We start from the raw sequence: 23000 nt of genomic DNA on the forward strand, positions 1-23000 counted from the left end.
GCACAGAAGGGACCGGCAGGATCAGCCGGTCTTTTCTGTGCTGTATTGAAACGGCAGGGCAGGTCTGTTATACTTAAACACAGAGATTTCGGGAAAATGTGGAAAAGCAGGTTCCCGCAGATGAATATATGTGGAAAACGGTGACAGAATATGAAAAAAAGAAACGTGATCATTGACTGTGATCCAGGGGTGGACGACGCGGTTATGCTTGCTCTGGCAGCAGCTCACAGAGAAGAACTGGAGATTCTGGGAATTACAACTGTAAGCGGAAATCAGGATATAAAAAAAGTAACAGCAAATGCATTGAATCTGGCAGAATTTTACGGATTATCAGTTCCGGTGGCCCGGGGAATGGAAAAGCCTGTCATGCGAAAAACGTATTTTGCGCCGGAAACTCATGGAGAAAGCGGGATCGGGAACTGTGTTCTTCCGTGTTCCGGAAAAGCACCGGAGCCGGAAAAGGGAATATTTTTTATCCGCAGAGTTCTGGGAGAACTTCCTGAGGGAGAGCAGGCAACGATCATTGCCACAGGCCCTCTGACAAATATTGCTTTTCTTCTGAGGATTTTTCCGGAAGTAAAAGAAAAGATACAGGAGATCGTTTTTATGGGCGGTTCCCTGTCAGGAGGAAACGTTACAGATGCGGCAGAATTTAATTTTTTTGCAGACCCCGAGGCTGCGTATATGGTTTTGCACGAGGGAGTTCCTCTTGTTATGTGCGGTCTGGATGTGACAGAACAGTGTACTCTGTCAAGAAATCAGATTCTGAAGCTGTGTCAGTCAGGAAACAGAATCGCAAAGCTCTGCGGAGATATGCTGGGTTATTCTCTGGAAAACACATCAGAAAAATACAGAGGGGAAACCAGCGTACATGATGCGGTTCCTGTGATGTATCTTCTTCATCCGGAGATATTTAAGGGAAGTCAGAAAATCCTGACCGTAGACTGTTCTGAGGGAAGCGCCCGGGGTGCGGTACTGGGGGGCTTCCGCTGGTGGCAGCATGAGGAAGAGGATGCCAATGCTTTTGTACTGACTGAGGCGGATAAAGACAGGTTCCGGGAGATTCTGATCACTTCTCTGTATGAGCTGGGACAGCGCTGAAGCATTATATTCCGTAAATAAAATAAAGGAAGCAAATAAATGAATTATATAATTTTTGATCTGGAGTGGAACCAGAGTCCGGAGGGAAAAAGCGGATCGGATGAGCGGATGCCCTTTGAGATCATAGAGATCGGGGCGGTCAGGCTCAATGAAAAAAGAGAAAAAACCGGAGAGTTTCAGACTTTGATCAAACCCCAGGTGTATAAGTGGATCCATGACAGCATCCACAGCGTAGTACATGTGGATTATAAAGACCTTATGAACGGAGTACCGTTTCCTCAGGCAATCCGGGACTTTCTGGACTGGTGCGGAGAGGATTTTGTTTTCTGTACCTGGGGAATGCAGGATCTGACTGAGCTTCAGAGAAATCTTAAATATTATGATCTTCTGGAGCTTCTTCCGGGTCCGGTGACTTACTATGATATTCAGAAACTTTTCAGTTGGTTTCACGAAAATATGAAGCTGCGAAGGGGGCTGGAATATGCAGTAGATACCCTGGGAATCAGAAAGGAAAGGGGATTTCACAGAGCTTTGGAGGATGCAGAATATACGGCTGAGGTTTTCTGCAGACTTGATATGTCAGAGGTCCTGCCTTATTATTCAGTTGATACGTATCAGGCGCCGAGAAATAAAAAGCAGGAAATTTACATTTCTTATCCTACCTATGACAAATATATTTCCAGACAGTTTACGGACCGGGAAAAGATCATAAGGGACCGGGAGGTTTCCAGTACCCGGTGTCCGGTATGCCATCTTCCTGCAAAAAGAAAGCTGAGATGGTTTATTAATAATTCCAGAATATATGAAAGTATTTCTGTATGTCAGAAGCATGGAAGCATAAAAGGAAAGGTTCGCATCAGAAAAACAGATGAGGGCACATTTTATGCAGTAAAAACTCTGAAACGGGTAAGTGAAGAAAAAGCGGAGGAACTCCGTGAGAAACGGGACTCCCTCCGCAAAAAACGCAGAACAAAGAATCAGTGAGATGAAATAAGCCGGTCAGATAGCAGGGTTTCAAAATAATACTTTGCGCAACCTGTCCTCTGTCCGTTGAAGCTGTATGTGATTTCCAGAATTGGAAGCCCCACGGAGTTTTTGCACAGGCTTCGGCTGGAATTCAGTGTGCTGATATCCGCTCCGTTGGGAAGCGTTACAGACGGAACCTGATACCGGTGACACAGGGTACAGTCTTTATAATCCTTCAGGATATATTTTTCTGCAGGAAGATAAGATACAGACATGGTTTCCGGTTCAGTTTTTACAGCTGTTCTGGTAAAGTTATTAAAACCATAATCCAGAAGCGCGGCTGTATCTGCATAGGCTCCGTTAATGGATTTCATTACAACGGAAACAAGACGCATGTTTCCTCTTTTTGCGTATGTGACAAGGGTATTGCCCGCAGCGTCTGTGTATCCGGTTTTGCCTCCCATAACGCCCTCATAGGCGTAGGTGTTGCCTTTCATCATTTTGTGATGGTTCAGAAGATACCGTGTTTCAGCAAATTTGTTGGTAGGCGGTATCTCATAATAGGTCGTGGTGGTATATTTCCGAAAAGTAGGGTTATACCAGGCAGCCCGTGCGATTTTTGCCATATCGGAGGCGGTTGTATAATGAAGCTCGTCAGGCAGTCCGTTGGGATTGTTAAAATGAGTGCCTGTACATCCCAGCTGCTTTGCCTTGAGATTCATCAGTTCCACGAATTTTTTTACAGAGCCGGAGGTCTCTTCCGCAAGGGCAAGAGTCATTTCATTGGCTGACTGGAGCATAACTGCCATCATGGCCTGTTCTGTGGTAAATTCCTCTCCGGTATCAGCGTAAATGCTGGAACTGTCGCTGATGGTGATTCCATAGGCTGCAGACTGCGACATTACGATTTTGTCTTTCATGTTCAGATGTTCGGCTGCCAGAAGAGAGGTCATGATCTTTGTAATACTGGCAGGGTACTGAACCTTGTCTGCATTTTTGGAATAGAGCACTGCGCCTGTTACCATATCCACCAGAATGGCAGATTCTCCTTCGATTTTCGGTCCCTGAGGCCAGCCTTCAATACTGTCTGTATCAGGAGCCTGCTCATAGTATTCTGTGTGAGGAACCGGAGTGGGCGTGGCAGTTACAATAGGAGCTCCATACTCATCATATTCTGCTGCGGAAGCGGAAACTGCGGGAGAAACGGCAATCACAGTACACAGAAATCCGCAGAGTATTTTTCTGATATGTTTTATTTTTCTGTTTTTCATGTTCAGAACCTTTCTGATTATTCTATATTAAGTATTATTCTTTGCATTTTATCCCCTATAGTATACCATACTTATATCTGAGATTGTAGCCATATCTTGGAAGTCCGGCAGCTGTTCACAGTAACCGGGCCAAAATGCCCCATAAAAAGTAATTTACAGATTACTGTTTGGTGAGAGGTCCTGAGTGATATTGTCAAAATCCTGAGATATCAAAAAGAGGACCCGGATCGGTCAAAAAAGAAGTTTAAAATATCTGGAAAAAAGTATATAATTTTCATAAATTGCGGAATGATATCTTGATTTATTTATGACAAAAAATGGAGGCACCATGAAAAAGACGGGAAACAGAGAAACGGCTTTGATATTGCTTGGTATTTTTATAGTGGGGTTTTTTGTGTTTTTTACAAACAATTTCTATAAAAGTGTATGGGAAAAAAGCGGTCTGGAGGAAGCTGAGGAAACAAGGAATTATGACAAACAGTATGAAATGATCGTGGGAAGCGGCAAAAATGAGTTCTGGCAGGCAGTGTACGAGAGCGCTTTGGAAGCTGCCCAGGAGCATGACGCTTATGTACAGTTTCATGCAAGGGATATGGGAGACGGCTATGATGAAATTGACTATATGGAGATTAGTATTGCTGCAGGAGCAGACGGGATCATTCTGGAATTTAACGGAGAAGAAAGCCTGAAAGCGGAGATAAATAAGGCGGTAGAGGCAGGGATTCCTGTGATCACCATTATGAGCGACGCGCCTGACAGCAGCCGGCAGAGCTTTGTAGGCCCAAATGATTATCAGGTGGGACAGGCATATGGGAAGCAGATTGCAGGTCTTCTTGATGAAAAAACAAAATCTGTTCTTGTTCTTATGGACAGCGAAAACGGAAATTTTGAAAAAAGCCAGATCTACAGTCAGATCAGTACAGCGGTTATGGAAGAAGATCATGGACAGAAGATAGATGTCAAAGCGGAAAGCATGACTTCGGATAACAAGTTTGATATTGAAGAAGTGATACGGTCGATTTTTCAGGCGCCGGAGGGACCGCCCCAGATTCTTGTATGTATGGATGAGATTACAACCGAATGCGCATACCAGGCAATGATTGATTTTAATATGGTTGGCGAGATAAAGATCATTGGATATTATGTTTCCGACACGATCCAGAAGGCTGTAGAAAAGGGGCTGATCCCTGTTACCAGTACCCTTGATACGGCAAAAATGGGAAAAAACTGCGTGGAAGCCCTGTGGGAATTTGAGCAGGAAGGACGGGTAAATTCCTATTATAACGTTGAACTTCAGTTTCTTACAAAAGAGGATATCCGTGACGCAATGCCGACAGACAGTGGGGAGGAATAATAATTGGAAGAAGAAAAGAAAAAAAGAAGACGATGGAGAGATATTCCTCTGGCCACAAAAATGATCCTGGCGGTGGGAAGTATTATGGTTATGATGCTTGTGATCAATATGATACTTTACGAGCAGGTAAATAAGACGATCAGGCGGATGGACACTGTGTATTCCAGTAACGTGGATCTTACAGATCTGTCAGCTTCTCTGGAGAACGTGCAGCAGGCTCTTTATTCCTACTTGAGTGTAAAAACCTCAGATTCTCTGGAAAATTATTACAGATGTGAACAGGACTACAGATATCTTCTGGAAAATCTAAGCAGTCAGATTTCTTCCAATCCCACAAAACTTCTGGAACGGAATATCAGGCAGATGTCAGAAACCTATCTGTCTCTTACCGGGGAAGGAGTTGCGGCCAAAAGAGGACGTAACGTAGAAAAGTACAAAGAGATCTACGACCAGTCTCAGGAACTTTACGGCTATATTAATTCATATATTTATCAGCTGAACAGCCAGCAGTTTCGGAATAACTCATCCAGCTACCAAGCCCTTCGGGAAGCCCTTCGCTATCTGGAAATATCAAGCCTTGTGCTTATGGCGGTAATGATGGGGATCGGCGCGCTGGTGCTTTTTGCCATTACAAAAGGAATGATCGAGCCTCTGGCAAATCTGGCGGAAATTGCACACCTGGTAGGACAGGGGAATTTTGACGTAAAAATGACAAAAACAGATTCTCTGGACGAGGTGGGAGTTGTAACAAGGGCTTTTAATACCATGGTAGAAAGTCTGGGAGAATATGTGGTAAGAACAAAAGAAAGCATGGAAAAAGAACAGCAGATGATGGAAAAAGAGCTTCTGATGAAAAATCATCTGAAGGAGGCGCAGTTAAAATATCTGCAGTCACAGATCAATCCTCATTTTCTCTTTAATTCCCTGAATGCGGGAGTCCAGCTTGCCATGCTGGAGGATGCGGAAAAAACCTGCATCTTTGTGGAAAAGATGGCTGACTTTTTCCGGTATAATGTAAAAAAGGGACTGGAAGACGCCAGTCTTGGAGAAGAGCTTACAGCTGTAGAAAATTATATTTATATTTTAAACGTACGGTTTGCAGGAGATATCCATTTTACAAAAAAGGTGGACGAGAGTATTATGGAGTGCCGGGTTCCAAGTATGATCCTTCAGCCCCTTGTAGAAAACGCAGTCAATCACGGAATCCGCAATATTGACTGGGAAGGAAAAATTCTTCTGGAAATTACCGGATTGGAAGATAATATCCTGATACGGGTGAAGGATAATGGAAAAGGAATGAGCGAGGAAAGGATCAGGGAAGTTCTGGACGGATGTATGGAAGATACGGGAGAACAGTCTGATTCTACAGGCGTGGGAATGAATAATGTGATCAGCCGCCTGGAGCTTTATTATGATAAAAAGAATCTGGTGGAGATAAACAGTCCGGGAGAGAATATGGGAACGGAAATCATACTGACCCTTCCAAGAACAGGAGGAGAGAAATAGATGTACAGGATCATGTTGGCAGACGACGAGGGAATTATGCTGGAAGCCCTCAAAAATATTATTACGTCTAATTTTGGCGGAGAGTGTGAAATCGCCACGGCAAAAACAGGCAGGGCAGTAGTGGAACTGGCGGAAAGATTCCGACCGGATATTGCCTTTATGGATATTCAGATGCCGGGTCTGAACGGGATCCAGGCTATGAAAGAAATCCAAAAGACAAATAAGAATATTATTTTTATTGTAATTTCTGCTTATGATAAATTCGGTTATGCAAAAGAAGCAATCAACCTTGGGGTTTTGGAATACCTGACAAAGCCTGTAAATAAAAGAGTAGTGATCGACGTCTGTATGAAGGCCATGAAAAAGGTGGACGAGGACAGACAGAAAAGAAGCGACGACCTGGAGATCAGGGAAAAGCTGGAAACCGTAATCCCTATTTTGGAAAGCGGGTACTTATATAACATTCTTCTGATGGACAGCTTTCATAATTATAATGATAATTACAGGCAGCTTCTTGGAATCCAGGAGAAGTATGGATTTATGATCGTGGTGGAATTTGGAGACAGCCAGGAAAACGGTGAGCTGACAAATGCAGTAGGCGCAGGGGTACGTGCGGAAAAGTTTTACCCGGAGCTTCGGGAAACCGCCAGAGAGTTTTTTCACTGTCTTGTAGGTCCTGTAATGGGAAACCGGGTGGTGATTCTTGTGCCATATGAGAATGAAACTATTGATTATGATGAACGTGTTCATATCCTTACAAAAACAAGAAATATGGTGTATAAGCTGGAAACAAGGATAGACAGCCGGTTTCGCGCCGGAATAGGAAGGATCAGGGAGGAGCAGAATCTTCGGGAATCATATTCGGAAGCAGTTCAGGCATTGAGAGAAACAGACAGTCACGTAGTTCATATTAATGATATTCCCACAAATGAAAAGACCGGGGAGGATTGCCCGGAAGAACTGGAAACAAGGTATATCCAGAAGGTGTTAAAGAGAGACATGCCGGGAAGCTCACAGGGCGCGGAGGAGCTGCTGGACTGGATGGAGGATCATTATAATGGAAATATGGGAGCAATGAAAATAAAAGCTCTGGAACTGACCGTTAGGCTGGAACAGAAGGTTGTGGCAACGGGAGGCGCAGGAAGAAAATTTAATCAGAAGGAAAACAGCGTACAGAAGCTTCAGGAGCTGAAAAGCAGAGAGGAGATCGGAAGATGGCTCTGGGAACAGACCAGGGAAATCAGCAGAAATGTGGGAAGCGCAAGAGAGAAGCCGTCGGAATCTGTTATGGAAAAGGCAAAAGAATATATAAGAGAGAACTTCCAGAAGGATCTTACTCTGGACGAGGTATCGAAAGTGGTGGATATCAGTCCCTATTATTTCAGCAAACTTTTTAAACAGGAAACAGGAGAAAACTTTATTGAGTATCTTACAAAGGTAAGAATGAAAAATGCGGAAGAGCTTCTGAAGGATTCCAGCTATTCTATTAAGGAAATCTGCACTGCGTCAGGCTACGGTGATCCCAATTATTTCAGCAGGATTTTTAAGAAGTATGAGGGAGTTACGCCAAGCGAATACAGAGAAAGGCTGGGATAAATATATGAAAAAGATAACAGGCGTCTGGATCATCGGGATTCTTGCTCTTATAGTTCTGGCGGGCTGTGGTCAAAGGGAGCAGGGAAAGGAAATAGAAAAAAAAGCAGTCAGCATCGAAGAAGAAAATAAAACTACCATAGGCTTAAGTTTTGATTCTTTTGTTATAGAAAGATGGCTGCGGGACAGAGACGCGTTTGTGGCTGCCGCAGATAATCTAGGTGCAGAGGTAAACGTACAGAACGCAAATGGAGATGTAGAAGAACAGATTGAACAGATCCGCTATCTTATAAAGAAAAAGGTGGACGTGATGGTTGTGGTGGCAGCAGACTGTATGGAAATTTCGGAAGTCATGCTGGAGGCAAAAGCAGCGGGTATTCCTACTATATCATACGACCGTCTGATCCAGAATGCAGACACAGATCTTTATATCTCTTTTGACAATGAAAAGGTAGGACAATATATGGCAGAGGTTCTTGTTGAAAATATTCCTGAAGGCGGAAAGATATTTATGATACAGGGTCCTGAAGAGGATAACAACGTAAAGCTGGTAAGAAAAGGGTTTGAAGAAGGATTAGAAGGCAGCAAAATAGAAGTGGTCTATAGGACAAACTGTCAGGGTTGGCTGGCAGAACAGGCGGTGGACGCTTTGAATGAGGGGCTGAAGGAGTTTTCGGATGTAAAGGGAATTATGTGCGGCAATGACGATATTGCAAGCCAGGTGGTCAATACCCTTGCAGAAACAAGACGGGCGGGAAGCCTTGCAGTGGTAGGTCAGGACGGAGATCTTGCAGCCTGTCAGAGAATTGTGGAAGGAACCCAGACCATGACGGCTTATAAATCTGTAGAGAGCCTTGCGGAGCTTGCTGCGGAACTGGCAGTGAAGCTGGCCCAGGGAGAGAAGCCGCAGCTGGATGGAACAACCATGAATGACGGAAAGTATGACATTCCCTGCTGTCTTCTGGAGCCGGTGGCTGTCACAAGAGAAAACATGGATAAAGTGATCATTGACGGAGGAGTACACAGTAGGGATGATGTGTACCTGAATGTGCAGGATCAGTAATATTGCACAATAAAAATTGTCAATAGCATATTTTTGTTGCAAAAATGTCTTGTATCTTACAGGACATTTTTGAATTTCCAAAAAATTTACAGGAGTTTGCCAACTAACTCCAGACAGACCTGTGCTATAGTAATAACATCAAAAGGAACGAAAAAAAAATTAAAGAAAATGGAGGAATTCATTATGAAGAGAAAAGTTCTTGCAGGTCTTCTGACAGTAGTTATGGCAGCCGGATTCGTGGCAGTTCCGGGAATGCAGACAGAAGTAAAGGCTGATGACAAAAAGCTGGTTGGCGTTGCAATGCCGACAAAGGATCTTCAGAGATGGAATCAGGACGGAGAAAATATGAAGAAATCTCTGGAAGATGCCGGCTATGAAGTAGATCTTCAGTATGCTTCTAATGAGGTTGCTACTCAGGTATCTCAGGTTGAAAATATGATTTCCAACGGCTGCGATATTCTTGTTATTGCATCTATTGACGGAAGTTCTCTGGGAGAGCCGTTAAGCCAGGCAAAAGAGGCCGGTATCCCAGTTATCGCATATGACCGTCTTCTGATGGAATCTGATGCAGTTTCCTATTATGCAACCTTTGATAACTACATGGTAGGACAGAAACAGGGCGGGTACATTGAAGAGGCTCTGAATCTGAAAGAGGAAAAAGGCCCGTTCAATATTGAGCTGGTTGCAGGCGCACCGGATGACAACAACGCAAAATTCTTCTTCAGCGGCGCAATGGACGTACTTCAGCCATACATTGACGAAGGTGTCCTTGTAGTAAAATCCGGACAGACAGAATTTGAGAAATGCGCAACTCAGGCATGGGATTCCGCTAAGGCTCAGGACAGAATGGATACGATTATTGCAGGTAACTATACAGATGGAACAAATCTTGACGCAGTTCTCTGCTCCAATGACTCTACATCCCTTGGCGTACAGAACTCTCTGGCAGCTTCCTACACAGGAGAGTATCCGGTGATCACAGGTCAGGACTGCGATATGGCAAACGTTAAGAACCTTGTAGCAGGAAAACAGTCTATGGATATTTTCAAAGATACACGTATGCTGGCAGATCAGGTTGTAAAGATGGTTACATCTGTTCTGAGTGGTGAAGAAGCAGAAGTAAATGATACAGAAAGCTATGACAACGGAACAGGCGTTATCCCCACATACCTCTGCGAGCCAACTGTTGTAACCGCTGACAACTACAAAGAAATTCTTATTGATTCCGGTTACTATACAGAGGATCAGATTAAATAAAACATGATGATTCATAAGGGGGCGGCCTCCGCCCCCTTATCATTTCAAATTTAGGGAGGGATATCATTGGCTAAAATACTTCTGGAAATGAAAAATATTACCAAGACTTTCCCGGGTGTAAAGGCACTGGACAATGTAAATCTGAAGGTTGAAGAGGGAGAGATCCATGCTCTGGTAGGTGAGAACGGGGCAGGAAAATCTACGTTGATGAATGTTCTCAGCGGAATTTATCCTTACGGTTCCTACGAGGGAGACATTATTTACAACGGTGAGATCTGCAGATTTACAAATATTAAGGACAGTGAAGCAAAAGGGATTGTTATTATTCATCAGGAACTGGCACTGATCCCCTATATGACGATCGGGGAAAACATGTATCTCGGAAACGAAAAGGGACCTGCATTCTCTATTAACTGGAATGAAACCTACGGAGAAGCAGATGAATATTTGAAAACAGTAGGACTGGAAGAATCTTCCCGTACTTTGATCAAGGATATAGGCGTTGGAAAGCAGCAGCTTGTGGAAATTGCCAAGGCGCTTGCAAAACATGCGAAGCTTCTGATTTTGGATGAACCTACCGCTTCTCTGAATGAAGATGATTCAAAAGCGCTTTTGGAGCTCCTTCTGAAATTCAAAAAAGAGGGTATGACATCCATTATTATTTCTCATAAGCTTAATGAGATTTCTTATGTGGCAGACAAGATCACAGTTATCCGTGACGGCTCCACAATCGAAACTCTGGATAAAAAAACAGACGACATTTCAGAAAACCGTATCATTCAGGGAATGGTAGGACGTGAGCTTACTGACCGTTTTCCGAAACGTCCCCATGTAAAAATCGGAGACGTGTCCATGGAGGTTAAGAACTGGACGGTTCATCACCCTCTTTATTCTGAGAGAAAGGTAGTGGACAATGCTTCCTTTAAGGTACATAAGGGTGAGGTAGTAGGTATTTCCGGACTGATGGGTGCAGGACGTACAGAGCTTGCCATGAGTATTTTTGGAAAAAGCTATGGTACAGGTATCAGCGGTCAGGTATTTATTGACGGCAAAGAAGTTAAAATGAACACGGTCACAGATGCTATTAAACATAAAGTTGCCTATGTAACTGAGGACAGAAAGGGCAACGGACTGATCCTTTCAAGTCCCATCAAGATCAACACTACTCTTGCCAATCTGAAGAATGTAAGCAAACGCGGGGTTCTTGATAATGACAAAGAATATGCGGTGGCTGACGAGTACAGAGAGAAGCTGAAAACAAAATGTCCTACTGTAGAGCAGAACGTGGGAAACCTCAGCGGCGGAAACCAGCAGAAGGTTCTTCTGGCAAAGTGGATGTTTACAGAACCGGATATTCTGATTCTTGACGAGCCCACCCGTGGTATTGATGTAGGCGCAAAATATGAGATCTACTGTATTATTAATGACCTGGTTGCAGCAGGCAAATCTGTAATCATGATTTCTTCTGAGCTTCCTGAGGTTCTTGGTATGTCTGACAGGATCTATATCATGAACGAGGGAAAAATCGTGGGAGAGGTCAGCGGACAGGAAGCTACCCAGGAAAACATCATGTCACGTATTCTGAAATCAAGCAAAGGAGAATAAGCCATGGAAAACAAGATCAGATTTTCTGAAGTATTGAAAAAATATACGATGGTTATTGTGCTGGCACTGGTAATCATTCTGTTTACAGTGAATACCGGAGGAAAAATGCTCCTTCCCCAGAATGTCAATAACCTGATCGTACAGAACGCATATGTATTTATTCTTGCAACAGGTATGTTGTTCTGTATTCTGACAGGAGGAAATATTGACCTGTCTGTAGGTTCCGTTGTCTGCTTCGTTGGCGCCGTAGGCGGAAAAATGATGGTGACAAACGAAATGAACCCGTATCTGTCAATCATTGTTATGCTTCTGGTAGGTCTTCTTATCGGAGCATGGCAGGGATTCTGGATCGCCTATGTGCGAATACCACCGTTTATTGTAACCCTTGCAGGAATGTTAGTATTCCGGGGACTTTCCAATGTTGTTCTGGAAGGTATGACTCTGGCTCCTATGCCGGACAATTTCCTTGCACTGTTTAACAACTATATTCCGGATTTCTTCGGAATGGAAGGCTTTAACATGACCTGTTTCCTTGTTGGTGTGGTTGTCTGTGTCCTTTATGTATTTATGGTACTGAAGGGACGGGCTTCCAGAGCTAAAAAAGGTTATCGTGTAGAGCCCTTTGGCGGTGTGCTGATTAAAATGATCGTGATCTGTGCAGCAGTTCTGGCATTTATGTTCCGTCTGGCACAGTACAAAGGTATTCCGAACTCTCTGGTATGGATTGTCCTTGTAATTGCAGTTTATACCTACATTGCTTCAAAGACTACAGTGGGTCGTTATTTCTATGCAGTAGGCGGCAACGAGAAAGCAACAAAGCTTTCCGGTATCAATACAAACAGAGTTTATTTCCTGGCTTATCTGAACATGGGATTCCTGGCAGCAGTTGCAGGTATGGTCACAACAGCCCGTCTGAACTCTGCCAACCCTACAGCAGGAACAAACTTTGAGATGGATGCAATCGGCGCCTGCTTTATCGGCGGTGCTTCCGCATACGGCGGAACAGGAACTGTTCCCGGAGTTATCATTGGCGCTCTTCTGATGGGTGTCCTGAACCTTGGTATGAGTATCATGGGCGTCGACCAGAACATGCAGAAGGTGGTTAAAGGCCTTGTACTTCTGGCAGCAGTTATCTTTGATGTTGTAAGTAAGAGAAAATCTTTTATTGTAAAATAAAACAACAGAATCAAAAGCCGGTTTCGTGTGAAATCGGAAGCTGCCCCCGGACCGATGGGAAACTGTCGGCGCCGGGGGCGGTTTGTATACATATTACTTTTTGAAAAGGAGATGAAAAACCAAAAAAGAGATGGTACAATAAGATTAACTCATTCGACATTTTTCGAGAAAAAGTTTATAAGACACCAGGGAGGAAACAATTATGCCATGTACTACAATTTTAATTGGAAAAAATGCAACCTATGACGGTTCCACTATTGTTGCGAGAAATGAGGATTCTCCGTCAGGAGAGTTCTGCGCCAAGAGGCTGGAAGTGATGAAGCCGGAAGATCAGCCAAAGGTATATAAATCTGTGCTTTCCCATGTGGAAATCCCTCTTCCGGAGACTCCGCTGCAGTATACATACCTTCCAAACAGCGATACAGTGGAGGGAATATGGGGCGCTTACGGTGTCAATGAAAAAAATGTTTCCATGACAGCAACAGAAACTCTTACCACCAATGCCAGAGTGGCCGGAGGGGATCCTCTGGTGCGCTACAAAAAGGCTGAGGGCGATGAACCGGAAACTGTGGGAGGTATCGGAGAGGAGGATATGGTGACAATTACTCTTCCCTATATTTCTTCTGCAAGAGAGGGCGTGGAACGTCTGGGAATGCTTCTGGAAACTTACGGAACCTATGAGATGAACGGAATTGCCTTTCAGGATGAAAATGAAATCTGGTGGCTGGAGACAATTGGCGGTCACAACTGGATCGCAAAAAGAGTTCCTGATAACGAGTATGTGGTTATGCCAAACCAGCTTGGCACAGACAGCTTTGATCTGGAAGATGCTTATGGCAAAAAAGAAAACCATATGTGTTCCCCCGGGCTGAAAAAGCTGATTCAGGAGAATCATCTGGACGTGCGTATGGATTCTGAGGAAGAGTTTAACCCCAGAACAGCCTTTGGATCCCATGAGGATGCAGACCATGTTTACAATACTCCCCGTGCCTGGGTGATGCTTCGGTATTTTAACCCCAGAACCTTTGCCTGGGACGGACCGGAAGCGGAGTTTGGGCCGGAGGATGATGATCTCCCCTGGTCTCTTGTTCCGGAAAAAAAGATCACCCTGGAAGAAGTAAAATGGATACTTTCCAATTATTATCAGGGAACTCCTTATGATGTTTACGGAAAGGATGCCAAAGCAGGTAAGTACAGGCCTATCGGTATCAGCAGGAATAATGCTCTTGGACTTGTGCAGATCCGTCCCTACATGCCCGAGGATCTGAAAGCTCTTCAGTGGGTTGCTCTGGGTTCCAATGTGTTTAACGCTATGATTCCGGTGTACCCGGGAGTGGACAAAATGCCCGAATATCTTTCAAAGGCTTATGTGAAGCCAACAACAGAGAATTTTTACTGGGTAAACCGTATTATCGGGGCGCTGGCTGACGCGCATTTCTATGAAAATCAGTCCAATATTGAGCGTTATCAGCTTTCAGTAGACCGTAAGTTATATGAAATGATCCGAAAATTTGATCAGGAATTTCAGGAAAAAGAGCCTGAGGATAAAAAGGCGTTTTTTGAAGCTGCAAATCAGGAAATTTCTGATTTTATTCAGGAAAAAACAACAGAATTGCTGGATAAGGTTCTGTTTACTTCAAGCTGCCTGATGAGAAATGGATTTTCCAGAAGCGATGCATAAAAGAAATCCTGAATAAGACAGGAGAATTCCGGAATAATTTGGAAAAGCTTATAATAATAAAATGTTAAAACGCAAATGCAACGTATTTTTTTACGTTGCATTTGCGTTTTGAGAGTGATACGATAAATAAAAGGAATCTGGAGGTGTGGAGTAAAATGAAAGAGAATAAAAATTTAGAATTTAAGTCTGCAGTCACTAATTCATTTTTAAAAACTGTCAGTGCGTACAGTAATTTTGGAGAGGGTATGATTTTATTTGGAGTCAATGATGATGGCTCTGTATGTGGAATCAAAAATCTTCAGCAGACATGCCTGGACATAGAAAATAGAATAAATGACAGCATTATTCCAAAACCGGATTTTGAGATAGAGACAGATGATTTACAAAATATAATCAGGCTGATCATACATGAGGGACAGTATAAACCATATTTATATTAAGGAAAAGCATACAGGAGAAGTGATACAGCGTCTTTGGAGGTGGATCAGGCAGAACTGAAACAGCTTGTTTTACAGGGAAGTAATTTATATTTTGAAGAACTGGCGTGTGGAAGAGAGGATCTGACTTTTCAGAAGCTAAGTAACAAGTTAATGGAAAAAATGGATATCAGTGTTGTTTCAGAAGATATATTACGTACCCTTGGACTTTTTACGAAGGACAGAAAGTTTAATAACGCAGCTGCCCTGTTAGCAGATGAAAACGATTTTTATGGAATTGATATTGCCAGGTTTGGAAATTCCATAAATGAAATAATGGACAGAGAAACAATTTCAGGGACATCGGTATTAAAACAATATAATTCTGCTCTGGCTATGATCAGAAGATACTATCAATATGAAGAAATATCCGAAATAGAACGTAAGAAGGTAGATCTGATCCCGGAAAATGCTTACCGGGAGGCAGTAGCAAACGCTTTGATTCACAGGGATTGGAGCATGAATTCTCATATTCGTATATCGTTATTTCCTGATAAGATTGAGATTAAATCTCCAGGAGGACTTCCGAGAGGAATAACAGCAGAAGAATATATGAGGGGAGATATCTCCTGTTTGAGAAATCCTGTATTGGGAAACGTGTTTTTCAGAATGCACTATATAGAAATGTTCGGAACAGGGGTAAGACGCATTTTGCTTGCTTATGAAAATGCAAAAATTAAGCCAAAGTTTGAAATTACAGATAATGTGATCAGTGTCATATTGCCTGTGATAACAAACCAGTATCATATTACAAGTGATGAAGAAAAAATAATAAATGTACTGGAGAATGGAAAACAATTGTCAAGCAGTGAGATTGTGAAGGCAACAGGTTATACGAAATCTAAAGTTCTGAGGCTGATTGAGCATTTAAAAGAAAAGGATTATATTAAGGTTACAGGCAAAGGCAGGGGAACTAAATATAGTTTGTAGGCGGCTGTAGTTTATTGTTCAGGAGGCATTTGTAAAGGTTGTGAACAGCAGCTGCTGTTTACAGGTGAAAACCCCGGAAAAAGGGCTTGACAGATAGATTTTGTCCATTTTATAATAGAAAGGCACATATAATCATGTAAAAACAGTGATGGAGACAGTAAGCCGCAGGATTTTCGTGTCAGGCAGTGCCAGATGGGGAAGTTCGCACAGAACGCTGCAGAGAGCCGGGGACAGGTGGAAGCCCGGTGCAAGTAAGAACGGCTGAAGATCACTCCGGAGTTTCTTTCCCGAAATTGAGAAAAAGTAGGGACAGACGGTGTTCCCGCCGTTAAGTGGGACAGATATCGGCAGAATTCTGCCCGTATTGTGTAACAGGTGGTGCGAAGAAGCGTAGATCCAGCTCTCGTCCTTTTACAGGACGGGAGTTTTTTTATTTATAAGGAGGAAGCAATCGTGTATCAGAAGGTAGATACGAACCTGAACTTTGTTGACCGTGAAAAAAAGGTGGAACAGTTCTGGAAAGAGAACAAAATTTTTGAAAAAAGTATGGACAGCCGTAAGGAAGGAGAAACCTATACCTTTTATGACGGACCGCCAACCGCTAACGGCAAGCCTCACATTGGCCATGTACTGACTCGTGTTATCAAGGATATGATTCCAAGATACCGTACAATGAAGGGCTGTATGGTTCCGCGTAAGGCAGGTTGGGACACTCACGGTCTCCCGGTAGAGCTTGAGGTAGAGAAAAAGCTTGGCCTTGACGGCAAGGAACAGATCGAGGCTTACGGTATGGAGCCGTTTATCCAGCAGTGTAAGGAAAGTGTCTGGAAATACAAGGGAATGTGGGAAGATTTTTCTTCTACAGTTGGTTTCTGGGCAGATATGGATCATCCGTATGTAACCTATGATGATAATTACATTGAGTCTGAGTGGTGGGCTCTGAAAGAGATCTGGAACAAAAATCTTCTTTACAAAGGATTTAAGATCGTGCCTTACTGCCCGCGCTGCGGAACTCCTCTTTCTGCACAGGAGGTTTCCCAGGGCTACAAGACTGTAAAAGAGCGTTCTGCTATTGTACGTTTTAAAGTGGTTGGCGAGGAGGCATATTTCCTTGCATGGACAACCACACCGTGGACACTGCCGTCCAACCTTGCGCTCTGCGTAAACCCGGATGAGACTTACTGTAAGGTAAAGGCAGCAGACGGTTATACTTATTACCTGGCTGAGGCCCTTATGGACAAGGTTCTGGGCAAGCTTGCAAAAGAGGATGAAAAAGCATACGAGATCCTGGAAACCTATAAGGGAAAAGATCTGGAATATAAAGAGTACGAACCTCTCTGGGAGTGCACCAGAGAAGCAGCGGCAAAGCAGAAGAAAAAAGCGCATTTCGTAGTATGTGACAGCTATGTTACCATGAGCGACGGTACCGGTATCGTTCATATTGCTCCGGCATTTGGTGAGGACGATAACCGTGTGGGACGCGATTACAACCTTCCGTTTGTACAGTTTGTAGACGGACAGGGAAATATGGCAAAAGAAACTCCATATGCAGGTGTATTTGTAAAGAAAGCAGATCCCCTTGTACTTGTTGACCTGGACAAAGAAGGCAAGCTTTTTGACGCGCCGAAATTTGAGCATGATTATCCGCACTGCTGGAGATGTGACACACCGCTTATTTACTATGCGCGTGAGTCCTGGTTCATTAAAATGACAGCAGTGAAGGAAGACCTGATCCGCAACAACAATACCATCAACTGGATTCCGGAGAATATCGGTAAGGGACGTTTCGGCGACTGGCTGGAAAATGTTCAGGACTGGGGTATTTCCAGAAACCGTTACTGGGGAACACCTTTAAATATCTGGCAGTGTGAATGCGGACATATGCATTCTGTCGGAAGCCGTCAGGAGCTCTTTGAGATGAGCGGTGATGAGAAGGCAAAAACTGTGGAACTTCACCGTCCGTATATTGACGAGATCACTCTGAAGTGTCCGGAGTGCGGCGGAACCATGCACCGTGTACCGGAGGTTATTGACTGCTGGTTTGATTCAGGAGCAATGCCTTTTGCGCAGCATCATTATCCATTTGAAAATCAGGATCTGTTTGAGCAGCAGTTCCCGGCAGATTTTATTTCCGAGGCAGTGGACCAGACAAGAGGATGGTTCTATTCTCTTCTGGCAGAGTCTACCCTGCTGTTTAACAAGGCTCCTTACAGAAATGTTATTGTTCTGGGACATGTTCAGGATGAAAACGGACAGAAGATGAGTAAGTCCAAAGGAAATGCGGTAGATCCTTTTGACGCTCTGGAAAAATACGGCGCAGACGCTATCCGCTGGTATTTCTATATCAACAGCGCTCCGTGGCTGCCGAACCGTTTCCACGGCAAAGCTGTTGTGGAAGGACAGCGTAAATTCATGAGCACTCTGTGGAACACTTATGCGTTCTTTGTGCTTTATGCAAATATTGACGAGTTTGACCCGACAAAATACAATCTGGACTATGACAGCCTTCCGGTTATGGACAAATGGCTTCTCAGCAAGCTGAATTCTGTGGTAAAAGCTGTTGACGAAAACCTTGCTTCCTACAAGATTCCGGAGAGTGCAAGAGCACTTCAGGAATTTGTGGACGAAATGAGTAACTGGTATGTAAGAAGAAGCCGTGAGCGTTTCTGGGCAAAGGGAATGGAGCAGGATAAGATCAATGCATACATGACCCTGTACACAGCTCTTGTGACAATCTCTAAGGCTGCAGCTCCTATGATTCCGTTTATGACAGAGGATATGTACCAGAACCTTGTAAGAAGCGTAGATCCGTCTGCTCCGGAAAGTATCCATCTCTGTGATTTCCCGCAGGTAAAAGAGGAATGGATCAACAAAGAGCTTGAGGATGACATGGAAGCTCTTCTGAAGGTGGTTGTTCTTGGCCGTGCAGCAAGAAATACTGCAAATATCAAGAACCGTCAGCCTATCGGAACCATGTTTGTAAAGGCTGAGAAGGAAATGGATCAGTTCTATACAGATATCATTGCAGATGAGCTGAATGTAAAAGAAGTAAAATTTGCAAAGGACGTTGAATCCTTTATTTCCTACAGCTTCAAGCCTCAGCTTCGCACAGTGGGACCAAAATACGGAAAACTTCTGAACGGTATCCGCACAGCTCTTACAGAGCTTAATGGAACAGAGGCTATGAAAGAACTGAAGGAGACAGGACTTCTTACTCTGGATATTGACGGAAACAAGGTTGAGCTGGCTGAAGAAGATCTTCTGATCGAGACAGCTCAGACAGAGGGATATGTAACAGAAACAGACGGAGATACTTCTGTAGTTCTTGATACAAACCTGACTTCGGAACTGATCGAGGAAGGATTTGTACGGGAAATCATCAGTAAGATTCAGACAATGAGAAAAGAGGCTGGCTTTGAGGTTATGGATAAGATCCATGTTTATGCAAAAGATAATCAGTGCATTATGGATATTATGGAAAACCACAGGGATGAAATCATGTCTGAGGTTCTGGCAGAGGAGATCACTCTGAACGAAACTGATGGTTATGTAAAAGAATGGAGCATTAACAAAGAGAATGTAGTTCTTGGTGTAACACCAGAAAGTAGGAGGAAAAAGAAATGATAGATAAGCAGTTCAAAAAAGAGGCTTTTAAAGAAAGCGTAAAAGAAAATGTAAAATTTCTGTATCGCAAAACCCTTGAAGAGGCGACTCAGGAACAGATTTTTCAGGCAGTCAGCTATACAGTAAAGGATGTTATCATTGACAACTGGCTTGAGACACAGAATGCATATCAGAAACAGGATCCGAAGATCGTATACTATATGTCCATGGAGTTCCTTATGGGCCGCGCTCTGGGCAACAATCTTCTGAACCTGACAGCCTATGGCGAGGTAAAGGAAGCTCTTGAGGAACTGGGTCTTGATCTCAATGTAATTGAAGATCAGGAGCCGGATCCGGCTCTTGGAAACGGCGGTCTTGGACGTCTGGCAGCCTGCTTCCTGGATTCTCTTGCAACTCTGAATTACTGTGCCTATGGCTGCGGTATCCGTTACCGTTACGGTATGTTCAAGCAGGAGATCAAGGATGGTTTCCAGCTTGAGGTTCCGGATAACTGGCTGAAAAATGGTTATCCTTTTGAACTGCGCCGTCCGGAATATGCCAAGGAGGTTCACTTTGGCGGATATGTCCGTGTGGAATATGACCCAGCAACCGGATCAAACAGATTTATCCATGAGGGATATCAGGCAGTAAAGGCAGTGCCTTTTGACATGCCAATCCTGGGATATAACAATAAGATCGTAAATACTCTCCGCATCTGGGATGCAGAGCCGATCGTAGACTTCGGACTGGATTCTTTTGACAAGGGTGATTACAAGAAAGCTGTAGAGCAGGAAAACCTTGCCCGCAATATCGTTGAGGTGCTTTATCCTAACGACAACCATATGGCAGGTAAGGAGCTGCGTCTGAAACAGCAGTACTTCTTTGTTTCCGCAAGTCTTCAGGCTGCAATCGAGAAGTACAAGAAAAATCACAGCGATATCCGTAAGCTGTATGAAAAAGTTGTATTCCAGATGAACGATACTCATCCTACAGTAGCTGTTGCAGAGCTGATGCGTATCCTTATGGATGAGGAAGGTCTCGGATGGGACGAGGCATGGGAGGTTACAACAAAATGTGTTGCGTACACCAATCATACCATTATGTCCGAAGCGCTGGAAAAATGGCCTATCGAGCTGTTCTCCAGACTGCTTCCCCGTGTATATCAGATCATTGAGGAGATCAACCGCAGATTTATCCTTGAGATCCAGGCAAAATATCCGGGCAACTATGAGAAGATCAAGAAAATGGCCATTATTTATGACGGCCAGGTAAAAATGGCTCATCTTGCCATTGTTGCAGGATTTTCTGTAAACGGTGTTGCCAGACTGCATACAGAGATCCTGAAAAATCAGGAACTGAAGGATTTCTATGAGATGATGCCGGAAAAATTCAACAATAAGACAAACGGTATCACACAGAGACGTTTCCTTCTTCACGGAAACCAGCTTCTGGCAGACTGGGTAACAGATCATATCGGTCCGGACTGGATCACAGACCTTTCTCAGATCAGCAAGCTGAAGCCTTATGTGGATGATGAGAGAGCGCAGCAGGAGTTTATGAACATCAAATACCAGAACAAGGTTCGCCTTGCAAAATATATTCTGGAGCACAATGGCGTTGAGGTAGATCCTCATTCCATCTTTGACGTTCAGGTTAAGAGACTTCATGAATACAAACGTCAGCTTCTGAATATCCTGCATGTGATTTATCTTTATGATAAAATCAAAAGAAATCCGGGTATGGAATTCTATCCGAGAACCTTTATTTTCGGAGCAAAGGCATCAGCAGGCTACGCTCGTGCGAAAAAGATCATCAAACTGATCAATTCAGTTGCGGATGTTGTAAATAATGATAAATCCATTGACAACAAGATCAAAGTTGTATTTATTGAAAATTACCGTGTATCCAATGCAGAAATGATTTTTGCAGCAGCAGATGTTTCCGAGCAGATTTCTACTGCAAGTAAAGAAGCTTCCGGTACAGGAAACATGAAGTTCATGCTGAACGGAGCTCCTACAATCGGAACCATGGACGGCGCCAATGTGGAAATTGTTGAGGAAGTAGGCGAAGAGAATGCATTTATCTTTGGCCTCAGCTCTGACGAGGTAATCAATTATGAGAATAATGGCGGCTATGATCCGAATGTGATCTACAATACAGACGGTGAGATCCGCCAGGTGCTTATGGAACTGATCAACGGAACCTTCTCTCATGATACAGAGCTGTTCAGAGATCTGTATGATTCTCTGCTTCGCGGAAACGGCTATGACAAAGCTGACCAGTACTTTATCCTGGCTGACTTCAGAGCCTATGCAGCAGCTCAGGAAAAAGTGGAAGAGGCTTACAGAGATGAAAAACGCTGGGCTCGAATGGCAATGATGAACACTGCCTGCAGCGGAAAATTTACTTCTGACCGCACTATTCAGGAGTATGTAGATGATATGTGGCATCTGGACAAAGTAATTATTAAATAATAATATTTCGTTTATTTACAGGCAGTCTGCTTTTCATAGCAGGCTGCCTGTAGTGTTTACAGAATTGTTGTGTAAACGGAACTGCTGTGGCGTCATTCCGGTGTGCTTTTCAAAAGACGGGTCAGGCTTATTTCCATAGAAACAGTTTTGGGAGAGTCTGATTTCCGAGATATGATCTGTGGGAATAAAATGTTTTTTGTGTGTCATAAGATATGTGGAGAAAGTCCCGGAGGATAAAGGTATGACATATTTATGGGGCGGAATGATACTTATTGGCGTTTTGTACGGCGCTTTTGCAGGAAATCTTCAGGCTGTGACAGAAGCAGTTGTTTCTTCATCAGGGGAGGCGGTGAGTCTTTGTATTACAATGGCAGGAATTACGGCCATGTGGACAGGTATCATGAAAATTGCGGAAAATGCCGGGCTGGTGTCGCAGCTTGCAGGCAGGATGAGACCTGTTCTTAAATTTTTGTTTCCCGGTCTGGAACCGGATTCCCCGGCCTGTCATTATATTTCTCTGAATTTTTTATCAAATCTTTTTGGGATTTCCTGGGCAAGCACCAGCGCAGGACTAAAAGCAATGGAGGAACTGGACCGTCTGAATAAGGAGGAGTGCAGAAGGTATGGAAAAACAGGAAGACGCAGTCCACGTACAGCAAGTTCTGCCATGTGTACCTTTATGATCATAAACGTTTCTTCTCTTCAGCTGATCCCGCTAAATATGATCGCATACAGAACAAAATACGGAAGCGCTGATCCGGCTGCTATTGTCGGCCCGGCCATACTGGCTACAGCAGTGAGTACGGCGGTGGCGGTGGTGTTCTGTAAGATCATGGACGGAAAAAGGGGATGAATTGAGCTGTCTTTAAATTCTGTTCTGCTATTTTGAGGTCTGAAATATCACTATTAAAAAAACTTAGAGAGCTAGTAAAATAATCAATTTT

The 23000-nt window shown here is 43.6% G+C and carries 16 protein-coding genes; 15 read left to right on the forward strand and 1 reads right to left on the reverse strand.

From position 1 onward, the window contains the following. Positions 1–150 precede the first annotated feature (150 nt). Together NSA57_RS05755 and NSA57_RS05760 are read left to right on the forward strand one after the other, a co-directional pair. On the forward strand, positions 151–1101 hold the full coding sequence (locus tag NSA57_RS05755) for a nucleoside hydrolase (protein WP_257464282.1): 951 nt from the start codon (positions 151–153) through the stop codon (positions 1099–1101). A gap of 39 nt (positions 1102–1140) precedes the next feature. Then, positions 1141–2085 (forward strand): 3'-5' exonuclease, encoded by a 945-nt coding sequence (locus NSA57_RS05760; RefSeq protein ID WP_173752521.1) that lies wholly within the window; start codon positions 1141–1143, stop codon positions 2083–2085. Here the strand turns inward: NSA57_RS05760 and NSA57_RS05765 are convergent. Beyond that, on the reverse strand, positions 2079–3338 hold the full coding sequence (locus NSA57_RS05765) for a D-alanyl-D-alanine carboxypeptidase family protein (protein ID WP_178709834.1): 1260 nt from the start codon (positions 3336–3338) through the stop codon (positions 2079–2081). The two genes, NSA57_RS05760 and NSA57_RS05765, sit on opposite strands and share 7 nt — an antisense overlap. A 328-nt stretch (positions 3339–3666) precedes the next feature. Between NSA57_RS05765 and NSA57_RS05770 the strand changes: the two genes are divergently transcribed. The 13 genes from NSA57_RS05770 (at position 3667) to NSA57_RS05830 (ending at position 22909) form a co-directional block, all read left to right on the forward strand. Beyond that, complete coding sequence (locus NSA57_RS05770) at positions 3667–4692, forward strand: sugar ABC transporter substrate-binding protein (RefSeq protein WP_173752519.1); 1026 nt, start codon at positions 3667–3669, stop codon at positions 4690–4692. 3 nt (positions 4693–4695) lie between these two features. Further along, on the forward strand, positions 4696–6198 hold the full coding sequence (locus tag NSA57_RS05775) for a sensor histidine kinase (RefSeq protein ID WP_330671303.1): 1503 nt from the start codon (positions 4696–4698) through the stop codon (positions 6196–6198). Beyond that, positions 6199–7794, forward strand: coding sequence for a helix-turn-helix domain-containing protein (locus NSA57_RS05780; RefSeq protein ID WP_173752518.1), 1596 nt, complete (start codon positions 6199–6201; stop codon positions 7792–7794). 4 nt (positions 7795–7798) lie between these two features. Next, positions 7799–8854 carry a substrate-binding domain-containing protein gene (locus NSA57_RS05785; protein WP_257464283.1) on the forward strand — a complete coding sequence of 352 codons (1056 nt, stop codon included), beginning with the start codon at positions 7799–7801 and terminating at the stop codon, positions 8852–8854. Between the two features lie 183 nt (positions 8855–9037). Beyond that, the gene (chvE, locus tag NSA57_RS05790) at positions 9038–10111 is read left to right on the forward strand and encodes a multiple monosaccharide ABC transporter substrate-binding protein (protein ID WP_257464284.1); all 1074 of its coding nucleotides are present in this window, start codon (positions 9038–9040) and stop codon (positions 10109–10111) included. 66 nt (positions 10112–10177) lie between these two features. Further along, positions 10178–11716, forward strand: a complete 1539-nt coding sequence (mmsA, locus tag NSA57_RS05795) for a multiple monosaccharide ABC transporter ATP-binding protein (RefSeq protein WP_173752515.1) — start codon at positions 10178–10180, stop codon at positions 11714–11716. Positions 11717–11719: 3 nt separating this feature from the next. Continuing rightward, on the forward strand, positions 11720–12892 hold the full coding sequence (gene mmsB / locus NSA57_RS05800) for a multiple monosaccharide ABC transporter permease (protein WP_173752514.1): 1173 nt from the start codon (positions 11720–11722) through the stop codon (positions 12890–12892). A gap of 202 nt (positions 12893–13094) precedes the next feature. Continuing rightward, a complete protein-coding gene (locus NSA57_RS05805) occupies positions 13095–14573 on the forward strand; it encodes a C69 family dipeptidase (protein ID WP_173752513.1) in 1479 nt (492 codons plus the stop codon). 155 nt (positions 14574–14728) lie between these two features. Then, positions 14729–15013 (forward strand): AlbA family DNA-binding domain-containing protein, encoded by a 285-nt coding sequence (locus NSA57_RS05810; protein WP_257464285.1) that lies wholly within the window; start codon positions 14729–14731, stop codon positions 15011–15013. A 150-nt stretch (positions 15014–15163) separates the two neighbouring features. Next, on the forward strand, positions 15164–15979 hold the full coding sequence (locus NSA57_RS05815; RefSeq protein ID WP_257464286.1) for an ATP-binding protein: 816 nt from the start codon (positions 15164–15166) through the stop codon (positions 15977–15979). 453 nt (positions 15980–16432) lie between these two features. Further along, on the forward strand, positions 16433–19603 hold the full coding sequence (gene ileS, locus NSA57_RS05820) for an isoleucine--tRNA ligase (RefSeq protein ID WP_257464287.1): 3171 nt from the start codon (positions 16433–16435) through the stop codon (positions 19601–19603). Then, positions 19600–22056, forward strand: coding sequence for a glycogen/starch/alpha-glucan phosphorylase (locus NSA57_RS05825; protein WP_257464288.1), 2457 nt, complete (start codon positions 19600–19602; stop codon positions 22054–22056). The genes ileS and NSA57_RS05825 overlap by 4 nt, the downstream gene beginning before the upstream one ends. Before the next feature lie 241 nt (positions 22057–22297). Then, positions 22298–22909, forward strand: coding sequence for a nucleoside recognition protein (locus NSA57_RS05830; protein WP_147599346.1), 612 nt, complete (start codon positions 22298–22300; stop codon positions 22907–22909). Positions 22910–23000: the final 91 nt, after the last annotated feature.

The organism is Blautia caecimuris, from assembly GCF_024622975.1.
Classification (GTDB): domain Bacteria; phylum Bacillota; class Clostridia; order Lachnospirales; family Lachnospiraceae; genus Blautia_A; species Blautia_A caecimuris.